Source organism: Acinetobacter lwoffii, from assembly GCF_015602705.1.
GTDB classification, from domain to species: Bacteria; Pseudomonadota; Gammaproteobacteria; order Pseudomonadales; family Moraxellaceae; genus Acinetobacter; species Acinetobacter lwoffii_E.
Map to the genome: position 1 here is coordinate 26,669 of NZ_CP059081.1, position 16,706 is coordinate 43,374.

Genomic DNA, 16,706 nt, shown 5'->3' on the forward strand with positions numbered 1-16,706 from the left:
GTAAGCATACAGTGATGAAGTTGTTTAGTTCCTAAGCGATCAGGTGTTTAGATCCTAGAGATTAACAAGTACAAGCGTTATGATACGCGCACTTGATAATCTCTGTGATTTATCACAGTTTCCTGACCTGACGAAGGCTGGAAAAATCATTAACAGAATATATTTGAGTTGAAATAATTTGTTCAAACTCGTTTTTAAGATCAACACTAACAGTGATTTATTACTGTGATGTGAAGATTAAAGAAATGAGTTCTAGCGAAATTAACTGAATCAAGCGTTTTGGTATATGAATCTAATTGAAGCTGTACAGTAGTTGAATCTACGAAACGCCAACTGTATGAGAGTGTTGAAAGACACAATCTGTTGCTTATCCCACTTGTAAGGATAAACGACTGTTTGGGGTTGTATAGTCAAGTAATTAAGTGCATGTGGTGGATGCCTTGGCAGTCAGAGGCGAAGAAAGACGTGATAGCCTGCGAAAAGCTCCGGGGAGGCGGCAAATATCCTGTGATCCGGAGATGTCTGAATGGGGAAACCCACTTACCATAAGGTAGGTATTGCAACATGAATACATAGTGTTGCAAGGCGAACGAGGGGAAGTGAAACATCTCAGTACCCTTAGGAAAAGAAATCAATTGAGATTCCCTCAGTAGCGGCGAGCGAAAGGGGAAGAGCCCATTAAGTCATATAAGTTCTAGTGGAACGCTCTGGGAAGTGCGACCGTAGACGGTGATAGTCCTGTACACGAAAGGGCTTATATGATGATGTCGAGTAGGGCGAGGCACGTGAAACCTTGTCTGAATATGGGGGGACCATCCTCCAAGGCTAAATACTCCTGACTGACCGATAGTGAACCAGTACCGTGAGGGAAAGGCGAAAAGAACCCCTGTGAGGGGAGTGAAATAGATCCTGAAACCGCATGCATACAAGCAGTGGGAGCCGACTTGTTCGGTGACTGCGTACCTTTTGTATAATGGGTCAGCGACTTATATTCAGTAGCAAGGTTAACCGCATAGGGGAGCCGTAGGGAAACCGAGTCTTAATAGGGCGTTTAGTTGCTGGGTATAGACCCGAAACCAGGTGATCTATCCATGAGCAGGTTGAAGGTTGGGTAACACTAACTGGAGGACCGAACCCACTGTCGTTGAAAAGCCAGGGGATGACTTGTGGATAGGGGTGAAAGGCTAATCAAACTTGGTGATAGCTGGTTCTCCCCGAAAGCTATTTAGGTAGCGCCTCGGACGAATACCATTGGGGGTAGAGCACTGTTTCGGCTAGGGGGTCATCCCGACTTACCAAACCGATGCAAACTCCGAATACCAATGAGTACTATCCGGGAGACAGACTGCGGGTGCTAACGTCCGTAGTCAAGAGGAAAACAATCCAGACCGCCAGCTAAGGCCCCAAAATTATAGTTAAGTGGGAAACGATGTGGGAAGGCATAGACAGCTAGGAGGTTGGCTTAGAAGCAGCCACCCTTTAAAGAAAGCGTAATAGCTCACTAGTCGAGTCGGCCTGCGCGGAAGATGTAACGGGGCTAAAACTATATGCCGAAGCTGCGGATGCATAATTTATTATGCGTGGTAGGGGAGCGTTCTGTAAGCCGATGAAGGTGGATTGAGAAGTCTGCTGGAGGTATCAGAAGTGCGAATGCTGACGTGAGTAACGACAATGCGAGTGAAAAACTCGCACGCTGAAAGACCAAGGGTTCCAGTCCAACGTTAATCGGGGCTGGGTGAGTCGACCCCTAAGGCGAGGCCGAGAGGCGTAGTCGATGGGAAATTGGTTAATATTCCAATACTTCTGTGTAATGCGATGAGAGGACGGAGAAGGTTAAGTCAGCCTGGCGTTGGTTGTCCAGGTGGAAGGTTGTAGGCATGTATCTTAGGCAAATCCGGGGTACTCTATGCTGAGAACTGATAGCAAGCTGTACTTGTACAGTGAAGTGGCTGATACCATGCTTCCAGGAAAAGTCTCTAAGCTTCAGTTACACAGGAATCGTACCCGAAACCGACACAGGTGGTCAGGTCGAGTAGACCAAAGCGCTTGAGAGAACTCTGCTGAAGGAACTAGGCAAAATGGTACCGTAACTTCGGGAGAAGGTACGCTGTTGTCTGTGATAGGACTTGCTCCTTGAGCGGCCGACAGCCTCAGAAACCAGGCCCCTGCAACTGTTTATTAAAAACATAGCACTCTGCAAACACGAAAGTGGACGTATAGGGTGTGATGCCTGCCCGGTGCTGGAAGGTTAATTGATGGGGTTAGCGTAAGCGAAGCTCTTGATCGAAGCCCCAGTAAACGGCGGCCGTAACTATAACGGTCCTAAGGTAGCGAAATTCCTTGTCGGGTAAGTTCCGACCTGCACGAATGGCATAATGATGGGGGCGCTGTCTCCAGCAGAGACTCAGTGAAATCGAATTCGCCGTGAAGATGCGGTGTACCCGCGGCTAGACGGAAAGACCCCGTGAACCTTTACTGCAGCTTGACATTGAACTTTGATCTTACTTGTGTAGGATAGGTGGGAGGCTTTGAAGTCGCGACGCTAGTTGCGATGGAGCCGTCCTTGAAATACCACCCTGGTAATATTGAGGTTCTAACTCTGTCCCGTTATCCGGGACGAGGACCATGTCTGGTGGGTAGTTTGACTGGGGCGGTCTCCTCCTAAAGAGTAACGGAGGAGTACGAAGGTGCGCTCAGCGTGGTCGGAAATCACGCGTAGAGTATAAAGGCAAAAGCGCGCTTAACTGCGAGACCCACAAGTCGAGCAGGTACGAAAGTAGGTCTTAGTGATCCGGTGGTTCTGTATGGAAGGGCCATCGCTCAACGGATAAAAGGTACTCTGGGGATAACAGGCTGATACCGCCCAAGAGTTCATATCGACGGCGGTGTTTGGCACCTCGATGTCGGCTCATCTCATCCTGGGGCTGAAGCAGGTCCCAAGGGTATGGCTGTTCGCCATTTAAAGAGGTACGCGAGCTGGGTTTAGAACGTCGTGAGACAGTTCGGTCCCTATCTACCGTGGGCGTTGGAAATTTGAGAGGATCTGCTCCTAGTACGAGAGGACCAGAGTGGACGAACCTCTGGTGTACCGGTTGTCACGCCAGTGGCATCGCCGGGTAGCTATGTTCGGAAGGGATAACCGCTGAAAGCATCTAAGCGGGAAGCCTACCTCAAGATAAGATTTCCCCGAGACTTTATGTCTCCTAAAGAGCCGTTGAAGACTACGACGTTGATAGGTTGGATGTGGAAGCATAGTGATATGTGAAGCTGACCAATACTAATTGCTCGTGAGGCTTGACTATACAACACCCAAACAGTTGTTGTATAAAAGCTCGATTGATTCGATATTAAACAAAGTGACTTGATTTAGTTACGCTAAACGAACAAACTATCCAACTCAGATAAATCTGTTAATGAATTCTATTTGGTAGAAAGCAAGGCATCTCAATAAGACCTAGCAAGTATCCATAAACAGTTGTGCTGGCGACCATAGCAAGAGTGAACCACCTGATCCCTTCCCGAACTCAGAAGTGAAACCTCTTAGCGCTGATGGTAGTGTGGGGTTACCCATGTGAGAGTAAGTCATCGCCAGCTCATTATTCGAAACACCCCCTTCGTTAGAAGGGGGTGTTTTTTTATGCGTGGAATTTAGTTAAATAAATGTGTGAACTGTTGAATATTGATTAAAAACTAGACTCATGGGTTTAGAATTTTAAGGAATAAGTAAGACTTTAGTCGGATATTGCATGAAAAGTAGCTGTGTTGAACTAAGTTGTTGCGAAGACATGGCGATAAGAATCATTAAAAATAATAAATAAGAGTTAGGGTCATGTGTCGTGCTGAAAACAACGAAAAAAACTCACAGGAGGTGAGTAAAAATGGCAGAAAACATGAAGCGAGTAGCAAACACGGTAAGTGTGAATGATGTGATTGATCAAGCAAAATTCACTAAATTTCACTTAAGCATTGTATTGTGGTGTTTATTTATTGTCCTATTTGACGGATATGATTTAGCAATTAACGGTGTCGTTCTGCCTCTACTTATGCAAGAGTGGGGCATGAGTGCTGTTCAAGCAGGCATGCTTGCAAGTACAGCACTCGCTGGCATGATGTTTGGAGCCATGCTGTTTGGGATGCTTGCAGACAAAATTGGTCGTAAAAAAGTTATCTTGATTTGTGTTTCTTTATTTAGTGCTTTTACATTTTTAGGTGGATTTACCACTAATCCAACAGAATTTGGTATTTTACGTTTTATTGCTGGTTTAGGGATTGGTGGTGTATTACCAAACTTAGTCGCTCTAACGTCTGAATATGCACCTAAACGTTTAAAAAGCACACTGGTAACCACCATGTTTAGTGGTTATGCGGTGGGCGGTATTATGGCTGCATTATGCGGTACATGGTTTACACCAAGTTTTGGTTGGGAAATTATGTTCTTCATTGCAGGTATTCCATTACTTTTTGTTCCATTTTTTTGGAAGTTCTTACCTGAGTCTTTAACTTTCCTCGTTAAAGAACAAAAAGTGAATGAAGCACGTCGTTTTATAAAGCAAGTCGAGCCAACTGCAGACATACAAGAAGATACTGAACTGGTTCTAGCTAGCGCTGATCAGACCCAAAGTGCATCAGTAAAAGCTTTATTTACAGAAAATCGTGCCACAGGAACATTCTTATTTTGGATTGCTTTCTTTATGTGCTTACTCATGCTTTACGCACTTGGAAGCTGGCTACCAAAACTGATGATGGCAGCGGGATATTCTTTAGGTAGCAGTTTAATGTTCTTATTAGCGCTGAATATTGGTGCCGTGATCGGAACCATTAGCGGTGGTATTTTGGCAGACCGTTTTGACTTTAAACCTGTTCTTATGAGTATGTTAACTGTCGGTGTACTATCTTTGGTTGGTTTGGGCTTTAATTCTCCAACCCCTGTTATTTATTTACTTGTCAGTTTAGCAGGTGCCTCATCTATTGGTACCAGTATCTTGTTATATAGCTATGTTGCTCAATACTATCCTGTTGCAGTACGTTCTACTGGTATTGGTTGGGCTTCTGCTGTAGGGCGTACAGGTGCAATTGTTGGCCCAATCGTGATTGGTATGCTGCTTGGTATGGAGTTACCACATAAATGGAACTTTATCGCGGTTGCAATGCCAGGTATTATTGGGATCATCGCTATTTCAATGATTCGTAAGCCACAACCTACTCGCGTTATGGTGAAAAAATTAAAAACAGCCAAAATTTAAACTCTCGTAATTGACTCAGTCAGTTAAAAAGCTCCTTACTTAAAGGGGCTTTTTCATATCTTTAGTATGAAATTAAATCAATATTCAATTGGTCAAAAGAATAAGCGGATTAAAAGAGCTTAAATATTGGGTAAATTAAAAAATAAACATCAATTATTCAAAAGTTTATACTAATAATAGTGTGACATATCACGCAAATAAATGACATTTCCGAGAGCATAGCAGAATATCAATTAGTCTTATTGTGCCTTAAATCCTGCTTGCGTATATTGCCTGACATTGAAGATTGACTTCAGTCTTCAACAAGATGTTATGGACAAGTACTCATGGGAGATGAGAACGATGACAACGGAAAAAATAGATGTAAATTCTGTAGTCGATAATGCGAAATTCACGCCTTTCCACTTCAATGTAGTTGCTTGGTGTTTACTCATTATCTTATTTGATGGCTATGATCTCGCAATCAATGGTGTAGTTTTACCGTTATTGATGCAAGACTGGGGCTTAAGTGCAGTGCAGGCCGGAATGCTTGCAAGTACCGCACTGGCCGGCATGATGTTTGGTGCGATGATCTTTGGTTCCCTAGCGGACAAGATCGGTCGTAAGAAAGTGATCATGATCTGTATTGTATTATTTAGTGGTTTAACTTTTGCTGGCGGCTTTGCTTCAAACCCAACCGAATTCGGTATTTTACGTTTCCTTGCCGGTCTTGGTATTGGTGGCGTAATGCCAAACCTGGTGGCATTGACTTCGGAATATGCCCCACAAAAAATGCGTAGTACGCTGGTGACCACCATGTTTAGTGGTTATGCGGTCGGTGGCGTAATGGCTGCGTTATTGGGTTCATGGTTTACCCCAAGTTTTGGTTGGCAAATCATGTTCTTTATCGCGGGTATTCCACTGTTTTTATTACCAGTGATCTGGAAATTCCTGCCTGAGTCGCTCGCATTTATTGTGAAACAGAACAAGCAGCCAGAAGCTCGTCGTATTGTACGTCGCTTGGCGCCAAATCTGACAGTTACCGAGAATACAACTTTCACTTTGCCACAGGAAAATGTGCCTGAAGCCGCTAACGTGGTGAGTTTGTTCCGTCGTGGTCGTGCGGTCAATACTTTACTGTTCTGGGTCGCGTTCTTTACTTGTCTGTTAACCATGTATGCACTGAGCAGCTGGTTACCGAAGTTAATGATGGCAGCGGGCTACTCGATGGACAACAGCTTGATGTTCATGATGGTGATGAACGTTGGTGCGGTTGTGGGTATTGTCGGTGGTGGTATTCTTGCGGATCGTTTCCACCTGAAACCGGTACTGATGTTCCTGGGTATGATGGGTGCGATTGTGATGAGCTCAATGGGCTTTGCATCTAACCAATTCTTACTTTACATCTTGGTGTTCCTGGCAGGTGCAGCGTCGATTGGTTCACAAATGTTGCTATATAGCTATGTTGCGCAGTTCTATCCACTTGCGGTACGTTCGACAGGGATTGGCTGGTCTTCTGCGATCGGTCGTATGGGTGCGATTGTAGGGCCGATCCTGATTGGTGGTTTACTTGGTATGAACCTGCCTGCTTACTTTAACTTTATGGCAGTCGGTTTACCGGTTCTGATTACTGCAATTGCTGTTGCATTAATCATGCATGACAATGAATCTGAAAAGATTGGTTCAATTGAGCCTGCAGTGTCTAAAGCTTAAAGCTAAGTTTTTAAATAAGAAGCCTCCGAAAGGAGGCTTTTTTATATTTAAAATCAGAATAATAGTATTCTATAAAGAGAATCAGTTTTATAAAAAGAGATATAACTTTTATGAGAATATTAATTTTAGGTGCAATATTTTTAGCAAATTCTTTTGTGTATGCTCAAAAAATAAATAGTTATGAATGTGTAATAGAAGAAATATCTAATAGTTATGATGTGAAAAATTTAGAGAATCATTACCTTGGTCAAACTTTCAATGTTAATCGTAGTACAGGAATCATAAGTGGGGCTTTGAAAAATGATTACGTTAATAAACCAATTATTATTGATCCAGGCTCCAAAGATAATAGTTTTAAAGTCATTAACTATTTAAAAATAGGGGAAGGATTAGGAAGAGGAAGCAATGTATATTCCCTTATTGTTGAGGAGTACCAAAGTAAACCTATCAAATCCTTTACTTATATGGACAATGCAATGGTATTTCGCGGTAATTGTAAAAATAAATAATGGATTTTGATTCTTCTCCAAGTAGTTCTCTCTTCAAACATTAAATACATAGTTTTACCGTATTTTCCTATACATATTCATAGCTATAGTTTTTTATTTAGTAGAGCGCGTTAGAATCAATCATAGATATTGAATAAATAGGATTACTCAGATGAACATCAACTCACTCTCCCCAATCCCTGAAGATGATGATGAACTGCATCTTCCTGAACTAGTGTACTGGGCATCTTTAGGCGACATCGAACAGGTCGAGCAGGGCTTGCAAGAAGGTCTGGACGTCAACTCTGCCGATGACGAAGGCTACAGCGCTTTACAGGCCGCTGCTGAAAATGATCATCTAGACGTAGTCAAGCTTCTGGTTAGCAAAGGTGCGGATATTGCCCATCGCAGTCCACATACGGCACTAGAACTGGCCGAAATGGCAGGCAATAAAGAAGTGATGGCTTATCTAAAAAGCTTGATCGGAACTGTTTAAAGCAAAAAGAGAACCTCAATCATGAGGTTCTCTTTTTATGGTAGGAACTTAGGCAGCATCGCCTTCAAGTTCTTTTAAAATGGCTTCATTAAAGGCCGGAAGATCATCCGGATTCCGTGAAGTAATCAGTACCCAGCCGCCGGTATTACAGCGATGCACTTCTTCATCGACCCATTTACCGCCGGCATTTTCCAGATCCAGCTTGATGCTCTTATACGAGGTCAGATTCTTGTCTTTAATTCGATCTGCATCAATTAAGGCCCATGGCCCATGACAGATCGCCGCAATCGGTTTGTGATTGTCGGCAAAATGCTGAATAATTTTCTGGGCATCCTGATTAATTCTTAAAGTATCTGCGTTGACTGTACCACCTGGAATCACCAAAAGATCATAATCATCCAGATCGACGTGTTCAAGACTGGTATCCGGCGTATATTGGGTGGCAGCTTTGGTATCACCTTTGACCGTCGCGACATCTTCATTTTTTTCTGCAGCATGAATCACTTCAAAACCTTTGGACTTTAAAAAATTTAAAGGCTCAGTCAGTTCATCATGTTCAATACCTTGATTGGATGTAATAAAGAGGACCTTTTTTACCATGATTGCTGTTCCCAAAAAATGTGAGGATTTTTAGCTTAACAACAAGCCGATTTTTACAATGTTGGAGTTTTAACTCGGAACTGTTAAGCAATGATAAATAAAGCAATGCACAGAAAAAGAAATAGCAGAAAAAAAGCCCCAACATCCTGTTGGGGCTTTTTCCGTATCTCGTGATTTAGGTATAACTCCTGTCGTACCTCACGTCCTGATGCTTGCTTATTCTTGTTGTTTTTAGGTTTTCGGAGCATCCTGCTCTCTATGTGTCTAAAGTAATACACAAGCAGATTTTGTACCAGCAGCAGATTGCGCTTATTGTTGTACGCTTTGACTTACATGAACGCAGAGAAATTGAGCACGACCAGCTGCTGAATTCTTGGCATTAAAAATGTACATCTAAGCCAATATATGGGCCTTTAAATTCCAGCTGTAAATCTGGACGTTGCTCCTGTTCAAAATCTACCTTCATTATGCGATAACCGATTTTGGCACCGACATCGACCAGCAGATTATCAATAAAATCATATTGTAACTCAGCCTGTACATCGGTCTTTTTGCTATCGCTGCCATGACTGTAAACGGCTTCTGCTTTGGCACTCAGTCCGGTAAATGGCAATTTAACCCCTGCAGTTGCATAGAGCAGTGGAGTGTATTCATCCAGATCGTATTGTGTGAAAGCCCCGGTATTCAGGTTTTTTGCCGTACCCTCCAGATTGCTTAAGCCTGCGCCTATATCGGCATGTACCACGGTATCCAGCAATTCGTAATACAGAATATAGTCAATATTCTTCAGTTTGATTTCTGAGGCATTGATCGGAGTGCTTTGTTCGCTGTTGCTGTCCAGATTGACGTATTTGATTTTGGCATTTGGCAACAGTGGCACTGGATGTTCAAAAGCCACGGACAGCTGCGCCGTACCTTGTCGATCCAGATCATGTTTCATACTGCTATTTTCGCTATAACCGTTAAAATTCCAGTAGCTGAGATCGGCTTTTGCCCCGATGAAATCTGCATGACTGAGCGTGCTTAATCCAAAACTGAAGAATAATGTGGCGAGTATTTTTGTCTGCATGACAGTGAGTCCCTAAAGCTTTATTAAAATTGAGCGTGTCTGGTTACTTAAAAACATCTTCTTAATATTTATCAGCAAGTGCATGATATAGAGAATTTCAAAAATGTATATCCTGAGATTTTGAAGGACTAAAAAATGCGATCTACAGCAGTACAACAGTGTAAAGACTATTCATTCTATGTGGCTGGTCAGGCGGTTCAGACCGGAGAATGGCTAGAGGTTAAACATAAATATACGCAAGCACTCTATGCACGTGTCGCTTTGGCCGATGCCAAAAGTCTGGAGCAGGCCATCCAGTCTGCCCTAGACACCGAGGCAGAGATGGCGGCTTTAGAACCCTTTCAAAAACAGAAAATTCTACTGCATTGTGTGCGCCGTTTTCATGAAATTCGTGAAGAACTGACTGAAATTCTGATTGCAGAAGGCGGTAAACCGCGCAAAGCGGCAGAAGCCGAAGTCGAGCGTCTGATTAATACCTTTCAAATTGCCGCAGATGCCGTGACTCAAATCGATCAGGGACGTATGCTGCCTTTGGCTGTAACCGCGGCAGCATCGGGGTATCAGGGTATGGTTAAGCAGGTGCCGATTGGCGCAGTGTCTTTAATCAGCCCTTTTAATTTTCCCTTAAATCTGACCGCCCACAAAATTGCACCGGCAATTGCTGCCGGTTGTCCTTTCGTGTTGAAACCCGCCAGTCTGACGCCGATTTCTGCCTTGAAAATTGCCGAGATTCTGGCGGAAACCGATTTGCCGAAAGGCGCATTTTCAGTTTTACCCTGTCCGCGCGAGCTGGCCGATGTGCTGGTCACCGATGACCGTTTTAAATTACTCAGTTTTACCGGTTCCGATGTGGTGGGTTGGGATATGAAAGCGCGAGCTGGCCGCAAAAAAGTGGTTCTGGAGCTGGGCGGTAATGCCGCAGTGATGATCGAGCCGGATACCGAAATTAATGATGCCTTGATTACCCGTCTGGTTGGCGGTGCTTATGGTCATGCCGGGCAGGTCTGTATCAGTGTGCAGCGCATTCTGGTGCATCAGGATATTTATGCCGAAGTCAGAGATAAACTGCTTGCAAAACTCAAACATCTGAAAGCCACCGATCCAAATCTGAGCACAACTTTGGTGGGGCCGATGATCAAGGAAGCAGAAGCCAAACGCCTGAAAAAATGGCTGGAAAAAGCACTGAAAAAGGATGCCAGAATTCTGGTAGGTGGTGAGCTGGATGGAGTGATGTTCGCACCGACTTTATTGGAAAACGTGGATCATAATCTGGAAATTTACCGTGATGAAGTCTTTGGTCCGGTGGCGATGATTGAACCTTATCCTGATTTTGAAGCGGGAATTGCCTGTATCAATCGTAGCCGTTTTGGCTTGCAGGCCGGAGTTTATACCCAGAACTTGAACAAGATGCTGTATGCCTGGGATCATCTGCATGTCGGCGGGGTCATTATCAATGACATTCCATCTTTCCGGGTGGACAACATGCCTTATGGCGGGGTCAAAGATTCAGGTCTGGGTCGTGAAGGAATTCAGTCAGCCATTCGCGACATGCAGGAAGAGCGCATGCTGGTGATTAAAGCCTAAGTTTAGAATACTCATCGCTTCGATATCACAGGCAGCTTGTTTTAAATCTGCTTGTGATATTTAAACCGGTTTTTAAAGAGGTCAAAATTCCATGAGAGAATTTGATTTCCCATATCACGGCTTGGTCATGTGCCTTAGTATGAGCCGTTTCATCTTCAAATAATGATCTAAAAACAGATGCTGGATCAGAGTCTTGGAATACATTTTTTGAAACAGCGACCCTGTAGTAAAACTTAAGAAAAATATATTCCAAAAAGTTTGTCAATATATAACTTGTTTAATCTGCCTTATTTTGCAGAATTATTGAACGCTTAATTCGAATAGATTATAAATAACGAATATTTTAAGCAGAATTTACAGAAAAAATTTAAAAAAGTCAGTATTGTTAAATCATCTACAAGGTCAGTTTTTCGATCAGACTTTAAGCAAGATGTAAGACCTGCTGACCTGTTTGTACATTAGAATTCGACGCCCACAAGGTGCCCTCTAATTCAAACACCCAAAATTATTGAAAATGCTTCTTTTTTTGCTTGCGCCATAACCATAACAAGCAGCATCTGAAGGGGTTAAAAGTTTAGGTGTTCTATGACAGAAACTCGTGAGAATTGGTCCGCACGATCAGGATTCATTATTGCAGCAATTGGTTCCGCCGTTGGCTTGGGGAATATCTGGCGTTTCCCTTATGTTGCCTATGAAAATGGTGGCGGGGCATTCCTGATCCCTTATCTGATTGCGATTTTCGCAGCAGGTTTACCTTTATTGTTTTTAGACTATGCGGTCGGACACAAGTTCCGCAAAGCGCCGCCTATGGCCTATAAAAAACTCATGAATGCCGAATCTCTGGGTTGGTGGCAGGTCATGGTCACTCTGGTGATCGGGATTTACTATGCCAGCGTCTTGTCCTGGGCCGGCAGTTATATGTTCTATTCCTTTGGACAGCAGTGGGGCACAGATACCCAAGGCTTCTTCTTCAATACTTACCTACAAAATGGTGAGGGTCTGACTCTCGGTTTTGTACCTGTGCTGTTCTTTGGTCTAGTGGTCGTTTGGGGAGCAGTCATGCTGATTCTTTACGGTGGAGTACGCCGTGGGGTGGAACTGGCGAATAAAATCTTTATGCCATTGCTGGTGATTTTATTCACGATCCTGGTGATTCAGGCAGTCCGTTTACCGGGTGCAGTCGATGGCTTAAATGCTTTCTTCACGCCAAACTGGGAAGCGATGGCTAACTATAAAGTCTGGTTAGCGGCCTTTGGTCATATCTTCTTCTCACTTTCAGTGGGCTTCGGGATCATGTTGACCTATGCCTCTTACTTGAAACGCAAAACTAACCTGACCGGTTCAGGCATTGTGGTGGCATTGGCCAACTCGTCTTTTGAAATTCTGGCGGGTATTGGTGTCTTTGCCGCGCTTGGTTTTATGGCATTCAGCTCAGGTGCGAAAGTTGAAGATGTGGTATCTGGCGGTATTGGTCTGGCCTTTATTGCGTTTCCGAAAATCATTTCCAGTTTAGGTGCAGGTGGTGACCTGTTCGGTTTCCTGTTCTTCGCTTCGTTGACGGTTGCCGGTATTACCTCGATGGTCAGTATCCTGCAAGTTCCGATTGCTGCGTTCCAAGACAAACTGGGCTGGTCAAAGAATAAGTCAGTAACGATTATTGCTGGTGGTTCAGCGGTGATTTCTACCCTGATGTTCTCGACACATAGTGCGATTACCTTTGTCGATATCATCGATTACTTTGCCAATAACATCGGTATTGTCGGTGGTGGTCTGTTATCGATTATTCTGTTGTCGTGGTTCCGTCGTCCATTAATGAAACAGCTGGAAGGCCATGTGAATGAGTTTGCCAGCGTGAAACTGGGTGCCAGCTGGAACTTCATGCTGACGGTGATCACGCCTTTGTCATTATTGCTGGCATTGGGCCTGACCCTGAAATCGATTATGGCAGAAGGTTATGGTGGCTATGCTGCCAGTACCCTATGGATGGTAGGTGGAGGAGTGATGGCATTCTTTATTCTGGGTGCCATTCTGTTCAGCCTGATCAAAGACCGTCACAGCTAGGAGAGCGACTATGAATACATCTGCACTAATCATGATGATCATCTCCATCGTTTTATTATGGGGTGGTCTGGTACTGGCTGTGATTCATCTGGCAAAGAATCCGGAAGAACCAGAAGACTAAAAATCTTCACATAAACCTACTGTTGCCATAAACGGAAGTCATTATCATCCTTGATGATAATGACTTTTTTAATGGCTGATGCTTTGACATGATTTCCGTTTCAGATGGACAAGTCTATACAGCCTTTGCCGTGACTTTATTTGCCGGGCTGGCCACCGTGGTGGGTGGGGGACTGGTATTATTCTTAAAAAAACCTAATTTCCGTTTGCTGGCCTTTGGTCTGGCCTTTGCTGCCGGGGCCATGATCTATGTCTCTTTAACCGAAATTCTGAACAAATCGATCGTGTCCTTTAGCTTAGATTTTGATGAAAAAACCGGTTTTGCCTTTGGCACTTTTGCTTTTTTACTGGGCGTAATTCTGGTGTTGTTGCTGGATCGTTTTGTGCCAAACCCACATGACACTATTGAGACCCATTCTGCCAAGGGCGTCAGTTCACCCCAATTACTGCGTACCGGCATGCTGACCCTGTTTGCGATTAGCGCACATAACCTGCCGGAAGGGCTGGCGACGTTTTTTGCCACGCTGGAAAGTCCTGCTTTGGGTGCGCCATTGGCAGTCGCGATTGCGATTCATAATGTACCAGAAGGCGTGGCGATTGCCCTGCCGGTCTATATGGCCACCGGCCGTAAAGATTATGCGCTCTGGGCCAGTCTGGTTTCGGGTTTGGCCGAACCATTGGGGGCAGCGCTCGGTTATTTTATTCTGGCACCTTATATGAGTGAAACCGTCTATGGTCTGATCTTTGGCGTGATTGGCGGGGTGATGGTTTATCTGGCGCTGGATGAATTATTGCCGACGGCAAAGCGCTATTCTGAAGGGCATGAAACAGTCTATGGATTGGTGAGCGGCATGGCGGCATTGGCCAGCAGTCTGGTGATTTTTAAGTTTATTCAATAAGCCATATATTCACTAAATCACGCGCCATAAAAAAAGCAGCTTGCGCTGCCTTTCATTTTAAACACATGACTTATGCAGTTTTTTCTATACGGCAATAGAAGAAGCCATCGCCTTGATCTGCTTTCGGCAACAACTGACGACCATGAATCTGTTCGATACCCCAATCGGCTTCGATCTTGATTTCTTTGGCATCGGCATGTTGAGCAAAGAATTCGACCATCTGCTGTTCGTTTTCGGCTTTCAAAATTGAACAGGTGATGTACAGCAAAGTACCACCGACTTTCAGTTGCTGCCACATATTTTCCAGAATCTGCTTTTGCAGCTGTACCGTTTGCGGAATATCTGTGGAATGACGCAGTAAACGGATGTCCGGATGACGACGGATCACACCAATTGCAGAACACGGTGCATCCAGCACGATACAATCCACCGGCTCCGGCGCTGTCCAGGTGATCGCATCAGCCGCGATAATTTCAACGTCGGCATATTCAGTTAATAGTAAACGTTCCAGATTTTCTGCCACACGGACTAAACGTTTGGCATCCTGGTCAATCGCATACAGCTTTTTCGGGCTATATTTTTCCAGGATATGCGCGGTCTTACCACCCGGAGCGGCGCAGGCATCGACCACGACTTTGCCTTCAAGGTCAGGAACTAAAGTTGCACACAGCTGGGCATGTTCATCCTGAACCGAGAAACCGCCGGCTTCATAGCCCGGCAGGTTTGGAATATGGACATTCTGTTCCAGCACGATGCCAACTTTAGAAAGAGTACAGGCACGTGCTTCATAACCTTCTTCTTCCAGAATTTCCAGATATTCATCACGGCTGACCTGATTGACATTGACACGCAAGGTGAGTGGTGCAATCTGTTTCAAGTCATGTGACAGTTCGGCAAGCTGTTCCGGCCAGTCTTTCTTTAAACGCTTGTAAAGCCAGCTTGGCAGGCCATGCGCCTGATTTAAAGCCAGATCAAATTCTTCTGTTTCACGTGAAACACGACGCAGAACGGCATTCACCAGACCGCTTAAAGGTTCAAAGCCCAGCTGTTTGGCAGCAGTGACGGTTTCTGAAATTGCAGCATGCGCCGGAATACGGGTACATAAAATCTGATACAAACCCAGATATAAGCAGCTTTCTAAAGCTTGGTTATCGAGGGGTTTGGTTAACAGCGGCAGGGTAATGGCTTTCAGGCCATGCCACTGACGTAAACAGCCCAAAGTTAACTCGTGATATAGACCACGATCACGTTCAGACACGATGTTGATATGTTGATTGAGTACAGAAGCAAGTGATTGGCCATTTTGTACAGCCAATAGGGTTTTTACAACTTGCGCGCGCAAATTCAAGTTTTTAGCTGATGATTGAATTTGGCTCATGCGAATTTATATCCTACCGATAGTTTTTGAGTTTGATTAATTTGAACAGCATTCAGGGCTTTGCCGCCTGGCCATTGCAGATTGGTGATACAGATGGCATTTTGATCGCCACACATTACATGCACGCCGTCTTTATCCAGAGCAATTACTTCACCAGGCACGGCATTGCTTGTCTTTTGCGTAGAAAGCGAGGAATTCCAGATGCGTAAATTGTTGCTGTCATCCAGTGGGGTAAATGCCACCGGCCATGGATTAAAAGCACGAATATTACGGTCAATGGCTGCTGCAGGCTGGGTCCAGTCAATTTGTGCTTCAGCTTTTGATAGTTTATGCGCGTAAACCGTCAGGCTTTCATCCTGGACTTCGCGAATCTCAAGATAGTGCTGTAAGGTCTGTTCCGATTCAAGCACGGCCACAATCGCCTCAGCACCTTGCAGCGCCAGTTTGTCATGCAGGCTGGCAGAAGTATCCTCAGCGCTAATCGGGCACAATGTTTTATACATCATATCCCCGGTATCCAGACCGGCTGCCATTTTCATAATGGTTACACCGGTCTCGGCATCGCCAGTGGCAATGGCACGCTGAATCGGGGCTGCACCGCGCCAGCGTGGCAACAGCGAACCATGAATATTCAGGCAACCATATTTTGGCGTATCCAGAACCACTTGTGGCAGGATCAGGCCATAAGCCGCTACTACCATCACATCTGCATTTAAGGCTTTAAGTTCCGCTTGCGCTGCCAGACCTTCTTCAGTCGAAGATTTGAAGTGAAGCGGTTGGTAGACCGGAATATTATTTTCTAAAGCCAGCTGCTTGACTGCAGAAGCTGTTAGTTTTTGTCCACGTCCAGCTTTGCGGTCCGGTTGAGTGTAGACCGCAACAATTTCATGTTCGGTTTTAAGCAGTGCAGCCAATGCTGTGGCTGCAAATTCTGGTGTGCCCGCAAATATGATCTTCACACATGAAATTCCAAATAAACTTAAAAGCTATTATAAGCCAAAAGCCAAATTTCAGCCTAATCCTTACCAAAACTTATCCGAGAAGCTTGATGAGTGCTTGAATTTTGGTGGAATTTT

The 16,706-nt window shown here is 44.5% G+C and carries 12 protein-coding genes and 2 rRNA genes; 10 read left to right on the forward strand and 4 right to left on the reverse strand.

Annotated elements, in window-relative coordinates:
- Positions 1 to 408: 408 nt before the first annotated feature.
- The 6 genes from H0S56_RS00115 (at position 409) to H0S56_RS00140 (ending at position 7,919) form a co-directional block, all read left to right on the forward strand.
- Positions 409 to 3,302, forward strand: a 23S ribosomal RNA gene (locus H0S56_RS00115).
- Between the two features lie 177 nt (positions 3,303 to 3,479).
- Positions 3,480 to 3,594, forward strand: a 5S ribosomal RNA gene (rrf, locus tag H0S56_RS00120).
- A 284-nt stretch (positions 3,595 to 3,878) separates the two neighbouring features.
- Positions 3,879 to 5,243: an MFS transporter gene (locus tag H0S56_RS00125; RefSeq protein WP_195725360.1), complete on the forward strand. Its 1,365-nt coding sequence runs from the start codon at positions 3,879 to 3,881 to the stop codon at positions 5,241 to 5,243.
- Positions 5,244 to 5,585: 342 nt separating this feature from the next.
- A complete protein-coding gene (locus H0S56_RS00130) occupies positions 5,586 to 6,935 on the forward strand; it encodes an aromatic acid/H+ symport family MFS transporter (RefSeq protein WP_004647700.1) in 1,350 nt (449 codons plus the stop codon).
- A gap of 110 nt (positions 6,936 to 7,045) precedes the next feature.
- Positions 7,046 to 7,444 carry a hypothetical protein gene (locus H0S56_RS00135; RefSeq protein WP_005264502.1) on the forward strand — a complete coding sequence of 133 codons (399 nt, stop codon included), beginning with the start codon at positions 7,046 to 7,048 and terminating at the stop codon, positions 7,442 to 7,444.
- A gap of 151 nt (positions 7,445 to 7,595) precedes the next feature.
- Positions 7,596 to 7,919: an ankyrin repeat domain-containing protein gene (locus H0S56_RS00140; RefSeq protein ID WP_195725361.1), complete on the forward strand. Its 324-nt coding sequence runs from the start codon at positions 7,596 to 7,598 to the stop codon at positions 7,917 to 7,919.
- A 48-nt stretch (positions 7,920 to 7,967) separates the two neighbouring features.
- Here the strand turns inward: H0S56_RS00140 and H0S56_RS00145 are convergent, their stop codons facing one another.
- Both H0S56_RS00145 and H0S56_RS00150 read right to left on the reverse strand, forming a co-directional pair.
- Positions 7,968 to 8,519, reverse strand: a complete 552-nt coding sequence (locus H0S56_RS00145; RefSeq protein WP_195725362.1) for a type 1 glutamine amidotransferase domain-containing protein — start codon at positions 8,517 to 8,519, stop codon at positions 7,968 to 7,970.
- Positions 8,520 to 8,898: 379 nt separating this feature from the next.
- Positions 8,899 to 9,588: a TIGR04219 family outer membrane beta-barrel protein gene (locus H0S56_RS00150; protein WP_195725363.1), complete on the reverse strand. Its 690-nt coding sequence runs from the start codon at positions 9,586 to 9,588 to the stop codon at positions 8,899 to 8,901.
- Between the two features lie 135 nt (positions 9,589 to 9,723).
- Between H0S56_RS00150 and H0S56_RS00155 the strand changes: the two genes are divergently transcribed.
- From H0S56_RS00155 to zupT, 4 genes are all read left to right on the forward strand, one after another.
- Entirely contained in the window at positions 9,724 to 11,172 is a 1,449-nt protein-coding gene (locus H0S56_RS00155; RefSeq protein ID WP_195725364.1) for an aldehyde dehydrogenase family protein, read from the forward strand.
- 585 nt (positions 11,173 to 11,757) lie between these two features.
- Positions 11,758 to 13,233 carry a sodium-dependent transporter gene (locus H0S56_RS00160; RefSeq protein ID WP_195725365.1) on the forward strand — a complete coding sequence of 492 codons (1,476 nt, stop codon included), beginning with the start codon at positions 11,758 to 11,760 and terminating at the stop codon, positions 13,231 to 13,233.
- A 10-nt stretch (positions 13,234 to 13,243) separates the two neighbouring features.
- The gene (locus tag H0S56_RS00165) at positions 13,244 to 13,354 is read left to right on the forward strand and encodes a methionine/alanine import family NSS transporter small subunit (RefSeq protein ID WP_004647694.1); all 111 of its coding nucleotides are present in this window, start codon (positions 13,244 to 13,246) and stop codon (positions 13,352 to 13,354) included.
- 88 nt (positions 13,355 to 13,442) lie between these two features.
- Positions 13,443 to 14,252, forward strand: a complete 810-nt coding sequence (gene zupT, locus H0S56_RS00170) for a zinc transporter ZupT (protein WP_195725366.1) — start codon at positions 13,443 to 13,445, stop codon at positions 14,250 to 14,252.
- Between the two features lie 70 nt (positions 14,253 to 14,322).
- Here zupT and rsmB read toward each other — a convergent pair whose 3' ends face one another.
- On the reverse strand, positions 14,323 to 15,630 hold the full coding sequence (rsmB, locus tag H0S56_RS00175; RefSeq protein WP_195725367.1) for a 16S rRNA (cytosine(967)-C(5))-methyltransferase RsmB: 1,308 nt from the start codon (positions 15,628 to 15,630) through the stop codon (positions 14,323 to 14,325).
- Positions 15,627 to 16,589: a methionyl-tRNA formyltransferase gene (gene fmt, locus H0S56_RS00180; RefSeq protein WP_195725368.1), complete on the reverse strand. Its 963-nt coding sequence runs from the start codon at positions 16,587 to 16,589 to the stop codon at positions 15,627 to 15,629. The genes rsmB and fmt overlap by 4 nt, the downstream gene beginning before the upstream one ends.
- Positions 16,590 to 16,706 lie beyond the last annotated feature (117 nt).